Source organism: Brevundimonas sp. GW821-FHT09G01 (assembly GCF_059416065.1).
Map to the genome: position 1 here is coordinate 397093 of NZ_JBWKOL010000001.1, position 17654 is coordinate 414746.

At 69.3% G+C, this 17654-nt stretch carries 11 protein-coding genes; 6 read left to right on the forward strand and 5 right to left on the reverse strand.

The window, feature by feature from the left end; genetic code table 11:
- The first annotated feature begins 48 nt into the window (after nt 1–48).
- Nucleotides 49–2016 carry a S9 family peptidase gene (locus AC07NB_RS02010; protein WP_291834273.1) on the forward strand — a complete coding sequence of 656 codons (1968 nt, stop codon included), beginning with the start codon at nt 49–51 and terminating at the stop codon, nt 2014–2016.
- Nucleotides 2017–2084: 68 nt separating this feature from the next.
- On the opposite strand, the gene AC07NB_RS02015 is transcribed toward AC07NB_RS02010, so the two are convergent.
- The 3 genes from AC07NB_RS02015 to AC07NB_RS02025 are packed head-to-tail and all read right to left on the reverse strand — an operon-like array spanning nt 2085 to nt 6768.
- Nucleotides 2085–3755, reverse strand: a complete 1671-nt coding sequence (locus AC07NB_RS02015) for an AMP-binding protein (protein ID WP_494571556.1) — start codon at nt 3753–3755, stop codon at nt 2085–2087.
- Between the two features lie 8 nt (nt 3756–3763).
- Nucleotides 3764–5377, reverse strand: a complete 1614-nt coding sequence (locus AC07NB_RS02020) for a tannase/feruloyl esterase family alpha/beta hydrolase (RefSeq protein WP_494571557.1) — start codon at nt 5375–5377, stop codon at nt 3764–3766.
- 8 nt (nt 5378–5385) lie between these two features.
- Complete coding sequence (locus AC07NB_RS02025) at nt 5386–6768, reverse strand: MFS transporter (RefSeq protein ID WP_494571558.1); 1383 nt, start codon at nt 6766–6768, stop codon at nt 5386–5388.
- Nucleotides 6769–6896: 128 nt separating this feature from the next.
- Between AC07NB_RS02025 and AC07NB_RS02030 the strand changes: the two genes are divergently transcribed.
- On the forward strand, nt 6897–8834 hold the full coding sequence (locus AC07NB_RS02030) for a cellulase family glycosylhydrolase (RefSeq protein ID WP_494571559.1): 1938 nt from the start codon (nt 6897–6899) through the stop codon (nt 8832–8834).
- A gap of 11 nt (nt 8835–8845) precedes the next feature.
- Here the strand turns inward: AC07NB_RS02030 and AC07NB_RS02035 are convergent, their stop codons facing one another.
- Nucleotides 8846–10450: a carboxylesterase/lipase family protein gene (locus AC07NB_RS02035; RefSeq protein ID WP_494571560.1), complete on the reverse strand. Its 1605-nt coding sequence runs from the start codon at nt 10448–10450 to the stop codon at nt 8846–8848.
- Nucleotides 10451–10651: 201 nt separating this feature from the next.
- On the opposite strand from AC07NB_RS02035, the gene AC07NB_RS02040 reads away from it, so the two are divergent.
- The 4 genes from AC07NB_RS02040 to AC07NB_RS02055 all read left to right on the forward strand — a co-directional run bounded on the left by AC07NB_RS02040 (nt 10652) and on the right by AC07NB_RS02055 (nt 16543).
- The gene (locus tag AC07NB_RS02040) at nt 10652–11263 is read left to right on the forward strand and encodes a TetR/AcrR family transcriptional regulator (RefSeq protein WP_291833561.1); all 612 of its coding nucleotides are present in this window, start codon (nt 10652–10654) and stop codon (nt 11261–11263) included.
- Between the two features lie 37 nt (nt 11264–11300).
- Nucleotides 11301–11669 carry a hypothetical protein gene (locus tag AC07NB_RS02045; RefSeq protein WP_492313287.1) on the forward strand — a complete coding sequence of 123 codons (369 nt, stop codon included), beginning with the start codon at nt 11301–11303 and terminating at the stop codon, nt 11667–11669.
- A gap of 74 nt (nt 11670–11743) precedes the next feature.
- Nucleotides 11744–15016 (forward strand): family 78 glycoside hydrolase catalytic domain, encoded by a 3273-nt coding sequence (locus AC07NB_RS02050; protein WP_494571561.1) that lies wholly within the window; start codon nt 11744–11746, stop codon nt 15014–15016.
- Nucleotides 15017–15028: 12 nt separating this feature from the next.
- Nucleotides 15029–16543, forward strand: a complete 1515-nt coding sequence (locus AC07NB_RS02055) for a class I adenylate-forming enzyme family protein (protein ID WP_494571562.1) — start codon at nt 15029–15031, stop codon at nt 16541–16543.
- A 6-nt stretch (nt 16544–16549) separates the two neighbouring features.
- Here the strand turns inward: AC07NB_RS02055 and AC07NB_RS02060 are convergent, their stop codons facing one another.
- The gene (locus tag AC07NB_RS02060; RefSeq protein ID WP_494571563.1) at nt 16550–17485 is read right to left on the reverse strand and encodes an alpha/beta hydrolase; all 936 of its coding nucleotides are present in this window, start codon (nt 17483–17485) and stop codon (nt 16550–16552) included.
- Nucleotides 17486–17654: the final 169 nt, after the last annotated feature.

The window sequence follows — 17654 nt, forward strand, 5'->3', positions numbered from 1 at the left end:
CGCCCCTTCATAGCTCCCTGTCCTTTCGAACGCCTGGAACCCTCGAGCATGTCACACACCTTCAAGCTGACCCGCGCCGGCCTCGTTTCGGCGATCGCCCTTATGGCGGCGGCCGCGCCGCTGACCGCCCACGCCCGGCAGGACCGATCGACCCAGCAGACCCGGAGCATGACCCGGACGTACAGCGCCGCGGAGTTCTTCCAGACCACCAGCTTCGGCCTGGCCAGCGGGGCCGGGCTGGCCTTCTCGCCGGACGGCGCGTCGGTGCTGGTGTCCAGCGACGCCTCGGGCGTCTTCAACGCCTACGCCCTGCCCGTGGCCGGCGGGACGGCCGTGCCCCTGACCGCCTCGACCACCAATGCGACCTATGCGGAAAGCTACTTCCCGAACGACGACCGGATCCTGGTCGCCGCGGACGGCGGCGGCAACGAGCGCAGCCACGTCTATGTGCGCGAGCGGGACGGTACGTTGCGGGACCTGACGCCCGGCGACGCCGTGAAGGCCAATCTGATCGGGTGGAAGGGCGACCGGTCGGAGATCTGGGTCGCCTCCAACGCCCGCGATCCGAAGGTGTTCGACATCGTCGCGATCGATCCCGCCACCTATGACAGCCGGCTGCTGTTCGAGAACCCGGGGATGACGCTGGGGGCCGTCTCCGCGGACGGGCGTTGGGTCGTGCTGGAGGAGCAACTCGGCAGCGGCGACGGCAATCTCTATCTCGTCGATCTGTGGGTCGGCGGAGAGCCGCGATTGATCACGCCGCACACCGGATCGGTGAAGTATCGAGTGTTCGACTTCACGCCGGATTCCCGGGCCCTGCTGTTCGGCAGCGACGCCGTCGGGGAGTTCGGTCGAGGCTATCGCCATGATCTGGCGAGCGGCGAGACGATCGACGACTTGAAGGGTGATTGGGATCTCACGGCGTTGAGCTATTCGCCGTCAGGCCGTTATCGGATCTCGGCCTTCAACGTCGATGCGCGAACCGAGCTGACCGTGCTGGACACGACCACTGGACGGGCCGTGGCGCTGGCCGGCGTTCCGGAGGGCGACATCGGCACGGTGCGGTTCAGCGATGATGAGCGGCGCATGGCCTTCACCGTCGCGTCCGACACCTCGCCCAACGACATCTTCGTCGCCGATCTGACCACGGGTCAGGCCCGTCGGCTGACGACCGCCCTGAACCCGGCGATGCGGGAAGACGACCTAGTCGAGGCCACGGTCGTCCGGTACCGCGGGGAGGGAGGCGTGATGATCCCCGCCGTCCTGTACCGCCCGCACGGCGCCTCCGCCGCGAACCCCGCTCCGGCGGTCGTGCTTGTGCACGGGGGGCCGGGCGGGCAGAGCCGTCGCGGCTATTCCGCCATGGTCCAGCACCTGGTGAACCACGGCTACGCCGTGCTGGCCGCCAACAATCGGGGCAGCTCAGGCTACGGCAAGACCTTCCTGCACATGGACGACCGGCGTCACGGCGAGGCGGACCTGCGCGACATCGTCGCCGGGGGCGACTGGCTGCGCGCTCAAGACTGGATCGCCGACGACCAGGTCGCGGTCATGGGCGGCTCCTATGGCGGCTATCTGACCGTCGCGGCCCTGGCCTTCCACCCCGAGGCCTTCGAAGCGGGCATCGACATCTTCGGCGTCACCAACTGGGTGCGGACGCTGGAATCGGTCCCCGCCTGGTGGGGGGCGCAACGCGCGTCCCTGTTCGATGAGATGGGTGATCCGGCGACCGACGCCGAGCGCCATCGTCGCATTTCGCCCCTCTTCCATGCGGAGAGGATCGTGCGGCCCCTGCTGGTCGTGCAGGGGGCCAACGACCCGCGCGTGCTTCAGGTCGAAAGCGATGAAATGGTCGCCGCCGTCCGCGCCAACAATGTGCCGGTCGAGTACATCGTCTTCCCGGATGAGGGGCATGGGTTCCGCAAGCGCGACAATCGGATCGCGGCCCAGGAAGCCTATCTCCGGTTCCTTGACACCTATGTCCGGCGATCCGCCGGTCAGGCGCGCGGTCAATGATTGCCTGATGCGCGCCGGACAGCCAGGGCCGGCGGGTCAGCCGGCCAACCTGCGGCGGCGAGGCGCGGTCAGTCCTGGATGCCGAGTTCGCGCATCATCATGTCGCGCATGACGAATTTCTGAATCTTGCCGGTGACGGTGAGCGGGAATTCGCGAACGAAGCGGACGTGGCGCGGCAGCTTCTGGTGCGCGATTTCGCCGTGGCAGAAGGCCAGCAGTTCGGCCTCGTCCATGGTCTCGCCGTCGGTCAGCACCACCCAGGCGCAGACCTGTTCGCCATAGCGTTCGTCCGGAACGCCGAAGACCTGCACGTCCTGAATCTTCGGGTGGCGATAGAGATATTCCTCGATCTCGCGCGGGTAGAGGTTCTCTCCGCCGCGGATGATCATGTCCTTCAGCCGCCCGACGATCCGGCAGTAGCCGGCGTCGTCGAAGGTCGCGAGATCGCCGCTGTGCATCCAGCCTTCAGCGTCCTTGGCGTCGGCCGTCTGTTCGGGCTCGTCCCAATAGCCGATCATCACGGAATAGCCCCGGGTGCAGAGCTCGCCCGGAACGCCGGTAGGCACGACGACGCCGTCGGCGTCGACGATCTTGCATTCGACGTGGGGGTGGACGCGGCCGACCGTCGAGACCCGCTGCTCCAGCGGATCGTCCAGCGCGCTCTGGAAGCTGAGCGGGCTGGTCTCGGTCATGCCGTAGCCGATGGTGATGTCGCGCATGTGCATGCGGTCGATCACCTTGCGCATGATCTCGATGGGGCAGGGCGATCCGGCCATGATGCCGGTGCGCAGCGACGACAGGTCGAACTCGGCGAAGCGCGGGTGCTCCAGCTCGGCGATGAACATGGTCGGTACGCCGTAGAGCGCCGTGCAGCGCTCGGCCGCGGCGGCCTGAAGCGTGACCAGGGGATCGAAGCCCTCGCCGGGGAAGACCATGGCGGAGCCGTGCGCCACGCCGACCATGACCCCGAGCACCATGCCGAAGCAGTGGTACAGAGGCACGGGAATGCAGATGCGATCGTCCGGCGTGACGGCCATGGTCATCCCGGCCATGTAGCCGTTGTTCAGGATGTTGCGGTGGCTCAGGGTGACGCCCTTGGGCCGTCCGGTCGTGCCGCTGGTGAACTGGATGTTGATCGCGTCGTCGCAGGACAGGCCGGCTTCGACCGCATGCAGGGCTTCCGGGCCCGCGGTCCGGCCGGCGGCTTCGACCGTGGCGAAACCGGCCGCCCCGGCCAGGGTCGGGGCCTCCATCTGGATGACCAGTTTCAGATGGGGCAGGCGGGCCGCGGTCAGGTCGCCGACGACCGCCTGATCCAGTTCCGGCGCCAGGGCGCGGATCAGCGCCGGATAGTCGCTGCTCTTGAACGGTGGCGACAGGATCAGCGCCCTGCAGCCGACCTTGTTGAGCGCGAACTCCAGCTCGTCGAGACGATAGGCCGGGTTGACCGTGGTCAGGATCAGGCCGGCGCGGGCCGCGGCGAACTGGGTGATGATCCATTCGACCCGGTTCAACGACCAGATCCCGATCCGGTCCCCGGGCAGAAGGCCGTGGGCCAGCAGACCGGCCGCGAAATCGCCGGCCCGGCGATGCAGCTCCGCCCAGGTCAGGCGGACGCCCTGCGCCGGGAAGACGACCGCCTCGCGCTCGCCCCAGAGCCGCGCCGCCTGCGCCAGCGCCGCGCCGATGGTGTGGGGCAGCAGCGCCGGCTCGGTCGGGCCTTGAACGTGGCTGTCCATGGTCGGGCTCAGTCGTTCGCACGCGGCGTCTGGACGACGCATTCGAAATTGGCCTCGTCGGTCGTCGCGCCTTCGCCCTTCCAGCGCGCCACCTTCGGATACGCGCAGAGCGGACGGGTGCTCTGCGGCTGACCCGCCGGCATGTTCAGCAACTGGGCCAGGTCGTTGGCGTATTTGCTGGCCACGATCCGCTCCGGCGCCGGGGCGCCCTCTACCCAGGCGTCCAGTTCGCCCAGCATGTCGAAGGTGTTGGGACCGGGGCCGCCGAAGCAGTGACCCATGGCGGGCACCATGAACAGGCGGGCGAAGTCGTCCACCGCCTCGGCGCCCATGGCGCCGCGCACGGCCTCGAAATAGCGGATCGTGCCCTCGGCCGGCAGGGCCGCATCGCTCCAGCCGTGGTACATCAGCAGCTTGCCGCCCGACGCCCTGAAGGCGGACATGTCGGGATTGTCGGAATCGAGGATGCCCGCCATCGCGGCTTGGGCCCGGTCGAAGTCCTTGTCGAAGTCGAACTGGTCCAGCCGCCAGTCCGCGTCATTGAAGACGAAGTTGGCGAAGAAGGAGCGGGCGAAGTCCGGCTGCTGCGCCGCCGCGTCGGTGATCCACAGGTCCCAGCCGTTGCGGACCGCCTCTCCGCCGGGCGAGAAGCCGGGGAACAGGGAGGCGCCCGTCACGCCGCGCCGGGGGCCGGCGTAGAGGGCCTTGAGCGCGTCGAGCTGGGGCGCGGTCAGGCAGCCGTCGGTCGCATCGACATCGCAGCGGATCGTCGCCGGATCGAAGCGGCAGATGCGCGGATCCTCGATGACCCCGTCCCTGACGCCGTCCAGGTCGTCGCAGGCGGCCAGGGTGGCGGCCTGGATGCGCGCCAGGTTGGGCGCCTTCAGCATGCTGTCCGCAGACTGGTGCGCGGCCTTCCAGGACCAGGCGAAGGAGGCCATCAGATGGGTCCAGGCATTGGCAGGGCCGCCGGCGATGATTCCGTCGAAATCGTCGGGATAGCGCTGCGCCGCCATCAGCGCCTCGCGACCGCCGTCGGAGCAGCCCTGGAAGTAGGAGCGGTCGGGCCGCCGGCCGTAATAGGCTTCGACCAGCGCCTTGGCGGCGACCGCCGTGACGTGGTTCGCGCGGTGGCCGAAGTCGATGATCCGCTCGGGCTGGTTCAGCGCCCAACTGGCGTTCTTGCCGTCGGCGCCGGCCTCGGTGTGACCCATGTCAGTCCCGGCGACGGCGTAGCCGCGGCTCAGGGCGGGCCGCATGGACAACCGGGGCGGTCCCAGGGCGCCGCCGAAGCCGGCGTTGCCCATGGCCGCGAACTTGCCGTTCCAGGCGGCCGGCGTCGGCAGCCAGATCTCGGAGTGGATCTCCGAGCCGGGGACCGGGGTCAGGGTTACCGAGACCCGGCAGTAGGCGGTGCTGGCGGTCAGCGACGGCAGGCCGAAGGCCTCGATCGGCTGGCGGTCGCCGGACTTCACCGCGATGGCGGCGTCGATCCGGGTATTGGCCAGACGCAGCGCGGTCAGGCCGTCGCAGGCGGGATCGGCCGACTGGGCGTGGGCGGAGGACGCGACGGCAAGTGCTCCGAAAGCGACGGCGGCGGCGAGGCTGGATCGAAGGATCATGCGGTCACTCAGCTGGCTTGGGGCGGGGAGGGGGCGGCGTCCGCGGCGCCGTTCCGGGCCGAGATCTCCTCGACCATCGCGGCGTGGGTCCGCCGGTTGATCGGGTAGAAACAGATCAGGGCGGCGGCGGCGAGCGTTCCCGCCAGCGGCGCCCAGAACATCAGCCCCTTGATGTCGGCCAAGGTCTGCGGGGACTGCGCGACATTGGGGACATAGCCGAACTGGGTCAGGGCTATGCCGAGCGCGCCGGCGCCGAGGCCGAGGGCCACCTTCTGACCCAGCACGGTCAGGCCGAAGACGAGGGATTCAGTGCGCACGCCGCTGCGCCATTCGCCGTACTCGACCGTGTCCGGCAACATGGACCAGAAGCAGACGACCCCGGCGGCTATGCCCACGCCCTGAAGCACCAGGGCGGCGAACAGGACGCCCAGGGTCTGGCCGTCGGCGAAATGCCACAGCGTCAGCCCCAGCACGCTGGGCACGGCGCCGACCAGCCAGGTGTTGCGCTTGCCGATCACGCGCAGCGCGATGGCCCAGAGCGGCGTCGTGACCACCACAGTCAGAGCGATGGCGCCCAGGCCGAGGCTGCCCATGTCGGCATCGCCGACGACATACTTGAAATAATACAGAAGGTTCTTGGAGAACATCGTGGTCGAGAATGAAGTGATCACGATGGCGCCCAGTAGCAGGTGCAGGGCGCGGTTCGACGCCAGGCTGCGCCAGACGGCGGCCGGGGGACGACGCGGTTCCGCCGGCGCATTGGGCGTATCCAGTCCACGGCTGCCCCAGGCCGTCAGCATCAGGCAGCCGGTGGCGATCAGGCCGTAGGCGACGCCGATGATGATCCAGCCCTGACGCCCGCCAGCCTCGTCGCCGAGGGCCGAGGCGAAGGGCAGGGTCAGGGCCGCGACGAGGATGGCGGCCAGGGCGCCGAAGACCATGCGGAACCCGGCCAGGTCGCCACGCTGGGCGCTGTCGCTGGTCACCCGGGCGAACAGGGAGGCGTAGGGAATGGCGACCAGGGCGTAGAGGGTGCGGAACAGCAGCTGGCTGATCAGGGCGAAGGCGATCGCCCCCGCGACATGGCTGCCCGGGCCGACGAACAGGACCACGAAGGCCGGGGCCAGCAGCGGCCCGCCGATCACCAGATAGGGGCGATAACGGCCCCAGCGGCTGCGGGTGCGGTCGGCGATCAGGCCGACGATCGGGTCCATGGCCGCGTCCCAGATCAGGGCCGCCATATAGATCAGGCCGGCCGTGCTGGCCGAGAGGCCGACCACGTCGGTGTAGAAGAACAGCAGATAGAGCTGGGTCGTCTGCCAATACAGATTGCACCCGAAATCGCCCACGCCGATCGCCAGTTTGCGCAACGGCGATATGCGTCCGGACACGGCCGCCTGGTCCTTAGCCACGTTCTCCGCCCCCATGTTTTTCCGGCTGGACTGGGCCCAGACCTATTCTTATTGTCCAACTGTATAACGAGTTTCGTGTGAGGTCGATAGGGCGAATGCAGCAACTGATGTTTGACATCGACGGCCCCCGGTTCGTCGATACGCAGGGGCGGCACGCCATTCTGAGGGGCGTCAATCTGGGGGGAGACAGCAAGATCCCGTTGTCCCACGCCGGTCCCGTTCCGCCGCGCGATTTCGCCGATCACCGCAGCGTCAGCTTCATCGGGCGGCCCTTCCCACTGGAGGAGGCGGACGAGCATCTGGGCCGCATCCGGGGCTGGGGTTTCAACGTCCTGCGGCTGCTGACCTGCTGGGAAGCGGTCGAGCATGCCGGGCACGGCCAGTATGACGAAGCCTATCTCGACTATCTCGCGGCGGTCTGCGCCAAGGCCGGCGAGCATGGGCTGGCGGTGTTCATCGACTTCCACCAGGACGTCTGGAGCCGGATGAGCGGCGGCGACGGCGCGCCCGGATGGGTGTTCGAGGCGGTCGGGCTGAACCTGGCGGCGTTCGACGCCGCCGACGCCGTCCACGTGATGCAGCAGCGCTACGACTACGCCTCTCCGGATGCGCGGCAGGAGGATCGCTATCCGATGATGAGCTGGCCTCGAAACTACCAGATGCCGGTCAACGGGATCATGTGGACCGCCTTCTTCGCGGGGGCGACCCTGACACCCGACTGGAAGGTCGGCGGCGTCAATGTGCAGGACTTCCTTCAGGGCGCCTATCTGGGCGCCATGCGGGCGGTCGCGGACCGGGTGAAGTCCCTGAACAATGTGATCGGCTTCGACAGCCTGAACGAGCCCGGTCAGGGCTGGGTCGGGCAGAAGGTGTCGCAGCGCCGGACCGGACCGGATGCGGACAACGCCACGCCGCTGTGGCCGGGACCGTCGTGGACGCCGCTGGACAGCCTGAAGGCCGCCCGGGGACAGGTCGTTCGCCTGCCGGTGCTCGAGCGCCGTCAGGGATTCGAGATGGCCGAGGTCGGCGAGACGGTGGTCAACCCCGACCGCGCATCGATTTGGCTGGACGACGGACCCGACCCCTTCGAGACGGCCGGGGCGTGGGCGCTTCACGGCGACGCCGCGGTGGTCGTGGACGAGGACTTCCTCCGTGTCCGGGACGGCGAGAAGCTGGATCACGAGCGAGACTTCATGCGGCCGTTCTTCGGCAGGGTGGCCGCGGCGATCCGCGACGTCCGCCCGGACTGGCTGCTGTTCGGCGAGATGTGCCCCTATCTCATGCTGCAGGGAAAGACCTTCCCCAGCCCTATGCCGGCCCGGACGGTGAACGCCAGCCATTGGTATGACGTCGAGATCCTGGGCTCAAAACTGTTCGACCCGCAGTCCGATCTGGACGCCCGCCGCCAGCGCTATGCGTTCCAGCTGAGCTATATCCGGGCGATGGGGCTGACGATGAGGGAAGGGGGCGCGCCGACCCTGGTCGGCGAATTCGGCATTCCCTACGACCTCAACCATGGCGAGGCTTTCGACCGCTGGGCGTCGGGCGAGCGCGGCGACGAGGTCTGGAGCGCCCATGCGACCGCGCTGGGGCTGATGTACGACACTCTCGACACGCTTCTGCTGTCCTCAACCCAGTGGAACTATACGGCGACCAACCGCAACGACCTGCGGGTCGGGGACGGGTGGAACCAGGAGGACCTGTCGATCTATTCCGTCGACCAGGCGACCGCCGAGGACGATCCGGCGTCGGGCGCCCGCGGGCTGGCCGGCTTCTCGCGACCCTATGCCCGGAGCGCGCAGGGCGTGATCACGGCCATGGCGTTCGAGGCCGATGCGCGCCGCTTCACGGTGACCGTCGAGGCCGATCCCGCCATCGGCGCCCCGACCGAGATCTTCGTGCCGGACTGGCGCTTCCCTGAGGGCGTGGACGCCGCTCTTTCCGGCGCGGACGCCGTCTGGGAGCATGATCGGACCGCACAGGTCGTCCGCGTCACGGCGTCCGGCGCGGGGGCTCTGCAGATCGTGCTGACGCCCCGGGAATAAAGGCCCTTGAGCTAGGGGGAGACAGCCCGGGCAGCGTCGCGCAACCGGCCCAGGGCGTCGAGGCGGGCGGCCTCGGGCGACGGGCCGACGGAGACGCCGGTCTCGCCGACCAGCAGAGCCCGGTCGCTGTCCGGGTTGTACCGGGGCCATTCGGGCTGGCCCGCGGCGTCCGGCCGACCATCCCGCGCGAACGCCGCCCAGTAGTCGGCCATGGCCGTGGCGATGCGCTGGTCGGCCTCGGAATAGTCGCCCTTGAGCCGGCCCAGGGTGTCGAAGCCGTAGCCGAGGTCCGAGGCGTGCGGCGCTCCCGACCATTCGCGTCGCTTGCTCTCGGCGACATAGCCGAAGCTGTAAAGCCAGACCGGATGGCCCGCGGCCGCGTCGAATGCGGCCAGCCGCCGGGCCGGTTCGACGAAGGTGAGCTCGGACGGCATGGCCCGGTTGAGGGTGTCGGAGGTTCCGTAGATGGTCATCAGGTCCGGCTTGGAGACCTCGACGTCCTCCAGCGTGCGGTCGGCGACCATTCCGCGCAGGAAGGACGGGATCGAGCCGAGCTCGAAATTGGTGGCGCCGATGATCAGGGGTACGGGAGCTTGCTCCCCGCGCGTGAAGGCGTCGAGGGTCTGGGTGGTGACCAGCCGCCCGTCGATGATCGGGCCGGTGAATGTGTTCCGCTCAGGGTTCAACAGGTCCAGCCGCCCGCGCACCCGCTCGGCCGGAAGGGCCCGGAGGTCAGCCGCCGTGGCGTTCCTGAGATTGACCGAGGCGGCGAAGGCCTCGCCGACGCTTTCGCCCGATCGCTGGCCGGCCGGCGCCGTGAGGGGCGGCAGGTGGTCGCGGCCGCCGCCGGACTGGACGACGGCCCCCCGGAACAGACCCCGGGCCTCGGTCATGGTCATCAACTGCAGGACCGAGCCGCCGCCGGCCGACTGGCCCATGATGGTGACCCGCTCGGGGTCGCCGCCCAGGGCGTTGATGTTGTCGTGCACCCAGCGCAGCGCCGCGACTTGGTCCATCAGGCCGTAGTTGGCCGTCGGCGCGTCGCCCGCTTCCGCCGTCAGGGCGGGATGGGCGAAGAAGCCGAAACGGCCGAGCCGGTAGTTGAAGGTCACCACCACGACGCCGCGCGAAGCCAGCCGGGCGCCGTCGAAGAGCGGTTGGCTGCCGGAGCCCATGATGAAGCCGCCGCCGTGGATCCAGACGATGACGGGGAGGGGCTCCGCCGTCCGTGTCTCCGGGGCCCAGACGTTCAGGGTCAGGCAGTCCTCGCTGGTCGGCTGCTTCGACTGGGTGTCGTCCCAGCCGGGGCGGGGCTGGATGCAGTCGGCGCCGAAGGCCGAGGCGTCGCGCACGCCCGTCCAGGCGGCCGCGGGCCGAGGCGCCCGCCAGCGCAGGTCGCCGACCGGCGGGGCGGCGTAGGGAATGCCCTTGAACGACCGGACGTCGCCTTCGTCCACCCCGACCAGCGCGCCTTGCGGGATCCGGGCGGTGACCGGGGTCCCCGGAGTCGTGGACGGCGGCGTCTGGGCGCAGGCCGAGCCGGCCGCCAGCGTCAGGCCCAGGCAGGCGGCGGTCCAGGCGGCGCGCATGCTCCGCGGTCGACGTGTCTGATCCATCTGAGATTTCTCCCGGATCGGCCGACGGAGTACAGTTCCGCCCCTGAAGCCAGATCACTTGCGCATCACGCTATGCAGATGCATAACGAATGTCGAGTGACCTTCGGCGGCGCGGATTTCGAACACAGAGTCGAACGCTTCACCGGCAAGGACGGCACTCAGGAAACGAAGGATTTCGGGCGAGTTGTCTTGGAAACGCGGGTGAACCTCAGAGTCCAGCAAAGAGAAGCGACCCAGGCGAGCCTGCTTCAGGCGGCGCTGGAGGTCTTCTCCGAAAAGGGCTTCGACGGCGCCTCGACGCGAGAGATCGCGGCCCTGGCCGGCGCGCACAACGCCCTGATCAAATACCACTTCTCCAGCAAGGACGCCCTCTGGCGAGCCGCGGTCGCCTTCCTGTTCGAACGGCAGGCCAAGGAGCTGGCGCTGCCGAGGCCGGACGATCCTGTCCACGCCGATTTCCGGGCCTACGCCAAGGCGGTGATCCGCGCCGTCGTCGTCTATTCGGCCAAGCATCCCGAACACGCCCGGCTGATGATGCAGGAGAGCATGCGCGACAGCGAGCGCCTGCACTGGGCCACCGACAGCTTCATCGCCGACATCAGCAAGGTCTCGGCCCGGTTCATCGAAATGTGCAAACGGGAAGGCATACTGCCGAACGTTTCCACGCCGGCGCTGGTCTACATCTTCGTCGGCGCCGCCCAGACCTTCTACACCCTGGCGCCCGAGGTTCGCCGCGTGTGGAATATCGACCCGTCCGACCCGGACGTCATCGAGGCGCATATCGAGGCGCTGACACAGGTTCTTGTCCGATAGTCCGGACGCTCACATGATCCAGAACAGGAACACTCCCATGATCCGCCGCATCGCCTTCGTCGCCGCCCTGTCCCTCGCCGGAGCCGCGCCGGCCCTGGCCCAGACCGCTCCGGCGCCCGCCGCCGAAGCGCCGGCCAAGCCGAAATTCTCGATCGACATGACCATGGCCGACCTGACCGCCGACCCCCAGGCGCGGGTGGTGGTCGGCGCCTTCTTCGAACGGCGCCGGATCGCCGCCGGCCAGCCGCCGATGACGCCGGAAGAAACCGCCAGCATCAGCGAGATGATCGCCGGCCTGACGCCGCGCCAGCTGGCTGAGTTCCCGCAGGCCAATCTGGACGACGCGGCCCTGGCCGAGCTGGACGCCGCGCTGGCCGCCATCCCGGCGACTCCGCCGACCCAGTAAGCCATAGCCGACCGAAGGGGCGGCCAGACCGTCGTCAGCAACCGCCCGTCGCGGCGGCGAGGGAGAATTGCGCCATGTCGATGCTCAAGCTGGTCATGGCGGCCCTGGCCTGCCTTCTGTTGTCGGTCGGCGCCGTTCGCGCCGAGGGGGAACCGACGGACCGGCCCGTCGCCTTGAGAACCAACGGGGCCGTCGATCCGATCGGCGTGGATACGCCCCGGCCCCGGTTGTCATGGCGGCCGCCGGTTCGCGGGCAGACCGCCTGGCAGGTGCGCGTCGCGGCGTCCGAACGCGACCTGGGCGAGGGACGGCTGCTGTGGGACAGCGGTCGGACGGCGTCGCCGACCGCCGCCGCCGCGACCTATGACGGCCCCGTGGCGGCGTCCCGGGAACGGCGCGTGTGGCAGGTCCGCCTGTGGGATGAACGTGGCCGCGCCACGCCCTGGAGCACGCCGGCGTCCTGGGAGGCCGGGCTGCTCCAGCCGGGCGATTGGCAGGGGCGCTGGATCCAGCGCAACGCGACGGCCCCGACCGGCTGGTCCGACGCGGTCATCACCGTCGACTTCACGCTGCGGGGGCGCATGTTCGATGTGCTCTTCCGGGCCAGCCCGGTCGGCAAGACCTATGGCGAGGCCTACGCCTGGCGCATCTCCGAGGACGAGGGCGGCGCCGCCGTCCTGATCGCCCAGGTCCGCGATTATCCGGGCGGCAGCCGCTCGATGGTCAATCAGACCGCCCTGAAGACTGTACCTTTGGGCGTTTCGGCCGCGGCGCTGCGCCAGGGACGCCATGTCCTGACCATCGAGGCCGTGGGCGACCGGATCGTCACCCGCCTGGACGGACGTCAGGTCGACGAGCTCCGCGACGCCAGCCAGACGCGGGGTACGGTCGGCTTCCTGGCTCCGGCCGCCGATGCGGCCGTGATCCACGGCCTTTCGATCGCGCCGGCGTCGGCCTCCGACGCCCCGGCCTTCGAGACCCGGTTCGAGCGGGGCGAGAATCCCCTGAGCGGCGGGAGCGTCGGCGCGGACGGCCTGCTGCTGCCTTCGGGGGTGCCGACCAAGGACATCGTCCTGCCCCTGTCCAATCCCGCGCCCCTGCTGCGGCGGGACTTCGATCTGGAAGCGGGCGAGATCGCTTCCGCCCGGCTGTACGTCGCCGTCGGCGGCTGGGCCGACATGACGATGAACGGCACGCCGCTATCGGAACTGCCGATGGCGCCGGGGTGGACCGACTACGATCATCGGGTCCTGTATCAGGCCTATGATGTCGCGCCGCTGCTGGCGCGAGGGCGGAACGTGCTGGCGGCCGAACTGGGGCGGGGCTGGTACGGCGTCACCGAGCCCAATGAATGGTATTTCCATCAGGCGGCATGGCATGCCGAACCGGCCTTGCGCGCGCAGCTGGAGATCGTCTTCGCCGACGGACGCCGTCAGGTGATCGCCTCCGACCGGAACTGGAAGACCGCCGACGGGCCGACCCGCCACGACTCCATCTACGCCGGCGAACGCTATGACGCCCGGCTGGAGCCGCGGGGCTGGAGGACCGCCGCGTTCGCTGCGAACGACTGGACGCCGGCGATGGAAGCGGCAGGCCCGCGCGGCGCCCTCGTCGCCGCCGCGGCCGAGCCGATCCGTCCGATCGAGGACCTGCGCCCGGTCGCACGCACCGAGGTCCGTCCGGGCGTCTGGGTGTTCGATTTCGGACGCATCCTGACCGGGCGGCCCCGCCTGACGATGTCGGGAGCGAACGGACGGACGGTCAGCCTGGTCCTGACCGAGAAGAAGGCCGAGGACGGAACCGCTCTGGTGGCCAGCGGCCTGATCGACGCCCAGCTGCAGACGCTGCGCTACACCTTCTCCGGTGCAGGGACGGAACGTTGGGCTCCGCGTTTCAGCTATGCCGGGTTCCGCTATATCCAGGTCGAGGGCCTGGACGCGCCGCCGGCCGACGACTTCGTAGTCGCCGAGATCATCCATTCCGATGTGCCCCGGATCGGCGCCTTCGAGAGCGGCAATTCCTTGCTGAACCGAATCCAGCAGGCGTCGCAGAACGCCCTGCTGAACAACATGCACGGGCTGATGACCGACACGCCCAGCCTGGAGAAGAACGGCTGGACCGGAGACGCCCAGGCGTCGTCGGCCGCCGCGGGCGTGAATTTCGGGATGGCGCGGGTCTGGACCAAATGGCTGGCCGACTTCCGCGACGCCCAGGCGTCCAGCGGGGAGCTGCCCGAGATCGTGCCCTCGACCTCGTTCTACGGCTTCGAGCAGACGCCAGGCTGGTCCTTCATCTGGGGACCGACGCCCGCCTGGGATGCGGCGATGTTCGTGATCCCGGACGAGCTGGTGCGCCACTACGGCGACGAGACCATCCTGGCGGCGATGTACGAGGACCAGAAGCGGCTGGTCGACTACACCGGCACGCTCATCACCGCGCCCGACTTCACCTATGCCCGAGGCTTGGGCGACTATGCCGGGAAGGGGCCCTTCGGTCCGGTCGATGCGACGTCCTCGGCCTATTATTTCCACATGGTGTCGATGCTGGCGCGCAACGCGGCGGCGCTGGGCAAGGCGGAGGACGCGGCGCGGTACGGCGAGCTCGCTGGGCGCGTTCGCGAGGCCTACAATCGGAAATACTGGAATGCGGCGGCCCGGCGCTATCTGACGCCGCCGGTCGCGAACGGTCCGACGCCGCCGTTCAGCCAGACCCAGAACATCCTGCCGCTGGCGTTCGGCCTGGTTCCGGACGGTGAGGCGCAGGCCGTCGCCGATGCAGTGGCCGCCGATCTGGAAGCGAACGACCTGACCCTGACCATGGGCGTCTACCCGCTGCGCTACGCCATGACCCTGCTGACCGACCACGGCCATGCGGACACCGTCTACCGGACGGCCACGCGCACGACCCAGCCCAGCTGGGGCTTCTGGCTGGAGAACGACATCAACTCGATGCTGGAGGGGTGGGGACTGACCTCCCGATCCTGGAACCACCACTATTTCGCGTCGATCAGCGACTGGTTCTACGAGGGGCTCGCCGGCATCCGGCCCGCGTCGCCCGGCTATGCCGATCTGGTCATTCGCCCGGCCTTGCCGTCGGGGCTGGATCACGCCGCCGCCGCGATCGACGCGCCGCGTGGACAGATCCGGTCGGCTTGGCGCCGTGACGGGACCCAGGCCGTGCTCGACGTGGTCGTCCCCGGAGCGACCCGGGCGGAGATCTGGCTGCCCAACGGCGGCGAGCGCCTGGCTCGCCAGCCCCGCGGCGCGCGCTACCTGCGGGTCCAGGACGGCCACGCGGTCTATGCGGTGGGCTCCGGGGCCACGACCTTCACCTTCACGCCGAACTGAGACGCGCCGGACATGTCAGCACCATCGTCCCTTTCCGGGGCCATCACCCACCACGCCGGGGAAGCGGGCGACCGTGCAGCGCTGATCCAAGGCGGGACGGTCCTGAGCTACGCCGCCCTGGATCAGCTGATGGACCGGACCGCCGCCGCGCTGCAACGGGACGGGCTGTCGGTCGGGGATCGCGTCGCCCTGCTGGGTGAGCCGGGACTGGCCTACGCCGTCGCCTTCCTCGGCGCCGTGCGGGCCGGGATGACGCCCGTTCCGCTGGCGACCGGCGTCACGGCCGAAGTGCTGGCCGCCATGCTGGGCGACGCCCGGCCCGCGCTGGTGTTCGCTGACAGCGCCCAGTTCGGCCGGATCGAGACATCCGAAGGCGGCCCCCTGGTCGTCATCCTCGACGGCGACGGCGAGGACGAAGGGGCCTGGCCGGCCTGGCTGGCGCCGTCCGGCGCGGCGCCGACCGCCGTCGAGATCGCGCCGGGCGCGGCGTTCAACCTGATCTATTCATCGGGCACCACGGGGGTCCCCAAGGGCATCATCCACTCCCACGCCATGCGCGAGCGTCAGATGGGCGCCTTGGCCGGCCTGTTCGGTTCCCAGGCCGTCACCCTGCTGACGACGCCGATGTATTCGAACACGACGCTGGTCACCCTGCTGCCGGCCCTGCTGTCGGGCGGCACGGTCGTCCTGATGCGCAAATTCGATGTGGGCGAATTCCTGCGCCTGGCGGAACAGCACGCGGCGACCCACACCATGCTGGTTCCGGTGCAGTACCAGCGGCTGATGGCGAGCCCCCTGTTCGACGGCGCGGACCTGTCGGCGTTCCTGCTGAAGCTATGCACCAGCGCGCCGTTCTCGGTCGAGCTGAAGTCCGAGGTGCTGCGGCGCTGGCCTGGCGGCCTTCTGGAGCTGTTCGGCATGACCGAGGGCGGCGGCGTCTGTCTGCTGCCCGCCCATCTGTTCCCGCACAAGCTCCACACCGTCGGCATGCCCGCACCGGGCGCCGACATGCGGATCATCGACGACGTCGGCCTCGAACTGGCGGTCGGGGAGGTCGGCGAGATCGTCAGCTACTCCGAACAGATGATGATGGCCGGCTATCACAATCGTCCCGAGGCGACCGCGGCCGGGCGCTGGGAGGCCGCGGACGGTCGGGCCTTTATCCGCACCGGCGATCTGGGGCGGTTCGATGAAGACGGCTTCCTGGAGATCGTCGGGCGCAAGAAGGACATGATTATCTCGGGCGGATTCAACATCTACCCGGTCGATCTTGAGAAGCAGCTGGATCAGCATCCGGCGGTGACCGAGTCCGCCGTCGTGGGCGTGCCGGACGAAAAATGGGGCGAAACCCCGGTGGGGTTCGTGGTCGGCGCGTCGGATGTTGATGTTGAGGCCGTCCGGGCCTGGGCCAATGAGCGGCTTGGGCCGGTTCAGCGCCTGTCCGCCGTCATCCGCCTGGACGAACTGCCGCGCAACGCCCTGGGCAAGGTGTTGAAGACCGCGCTGGCCGACCTGGCGGCCCGCTGAGTCCCGTCAGGGCCTGGCGAGGTCCTGGACCGTCAGCCAGTTGAGCAGGTCGTCGATCCAGAAGTCGCTGCTGGTTCCCTGATGGTTCATGCCGAAGCCGTGCCCGCCCTTGGCGTAGACGTGCAGTTCGGGCTGCCGGGTCCCGCGCGAGGCGGCCTGGTAGAAGCGCAGGACCGTCGGGGCGGCCAGTTTGTCGTCACCGGCGACGGCCAGGAACACCGGAGGCAGGTCCGTGGGCACGGGCGCGTCGTTGAACGCGGCGCCGTAGATCAGGCCGGCGAAGGCGGGACGGGCGGCCGCGTCCGGGGTCAGCAGGGCGCCGGCGGTCACTCTCGCTCCGGCCGAGAAGCCGATCATGCCGACCTTGGCCGGATCGACGCCCCAGTCCGCCGCGCGGCTGCGCACCAGGGCCAGGGCCTGGAGGCCGTCCTCGACGCCGGGTGCAGCGGCGTCGTCCAGGTTCAGCTCGCCGCCGCGCGCGCTCGCCTGGGCCATGAAGACGAAGAATTCGCGCCAGAGCTGGTGGTCGTCGACCGGCGTCTCGATGGTCCGGTACTTCAGCACGAAGACCGTGACGCCGTGAGCGGTCAGCGCCCGGGCGACGTCCACGCCCTCGGCCTGCATGGTCAAAAAGCGGAAGCCGCCGCCCGGCGCGACGATGACGGCGGCGCCGGTCGCGGTCCCGGGCGCGGGTTGGAAGACCTGCAAGGTCGGCCGGGTGACGTTGCGCACCACCTGGAAGGCGCCGGTGGGGAAGGGGCTGACCACCTCGACCTGAGTCGCATGTTCCGATCCCGGGGCCGCGCCCGGCCAGACGTCGAACGCGGGCGACTGGGCCCGGGCGGGGAGGGCGAGGGCCAGGCAGGCGGCGAACATGAGTCCGAGACGGGTGATCGGGGACGACATGGGACAGACCTCCTGGGCGGCGACGGCGGCGATCATCTCGCCCTTCGGAGCGTCCGTGTGCGGACGGCGACACGGGATAGCTAGCCCCGCGCTGTTTGGTTATGCAATCGCTCAAATAATTGTTGACGACACTTTTGAAATAACGGAACCTCCGCTCACAATCTGGGACGACAGGTTCAACTGTCGCTGGGAGTGATTAGTCGGC

Bases quoted from the DNA above. Each gene is read 5' to 3' on its own strand.
- AC07NB_RS02035 (WP_494571560.1), bottom strand. From the start codon at position 10,450: ATGGATCAGACACGTCGACCGCGGAGCATGCGCGCCGCCTGGACCGCC.
- AC07NB_RS02010 (WP_291834273.1), top strand. From the start codon at position 49: ATGTCACACACCTTCAAGCTGACCCGCGCCGGCCTCGTTTCGGCGATC.
- AC07NB_RS02055 (WP_494571562.1), top strand. From the start codon at position 15,029: ATGTCAGCACCATCGTCCCTTTCCGGGGCCATCACCCACCACGCCGGG.
- AC07NB_RS02050 (WP_494571561.1), top strand. From the start codon at position 11,744: ATGTCGATGCTCAAGCTGGTCATGGCGGCCCTGGCCTGCCTTCTGTTG.
- AC07NB_RS02020 (WP_494571557.1), bottom strand. From the start codon at position 5,377: ATGATCCTTCGATCCAGCCTCGCCGCCGCCGTCGCTTTCGGAGCACTT.
- AC07NB_RS02060 (WP_494571563.1), bottom strand. From the start codon at position 17,485: ATGATCGCCGCCGTCGCCGCCCAGGAGGTCTGTCCCATGTCGTCCCCG.
- AC07NB_RS02045 (WP_492313287.1), top strand. From the start codon at position 11,301: ATGATCCGCCGCATCGCCTTCGTCGCCGCCCTGTCCCTCGCCGGAGCC.
- AC07NB_RS02015 (WP_494571556.1), bottom strand. From the start codon at position 3,755: ATGGACAGCCACGTTCAAGGCCCGACCGAGCCGGCGCTGCTGCCCCAC.
- AC07NB_RS02030 (WP_494571559.1), top strand. From the start codon at position 6,897: ATGTTTGACATCGACGGCCCCCGGTTCGTCGATACGCAGGGGCGGCAC.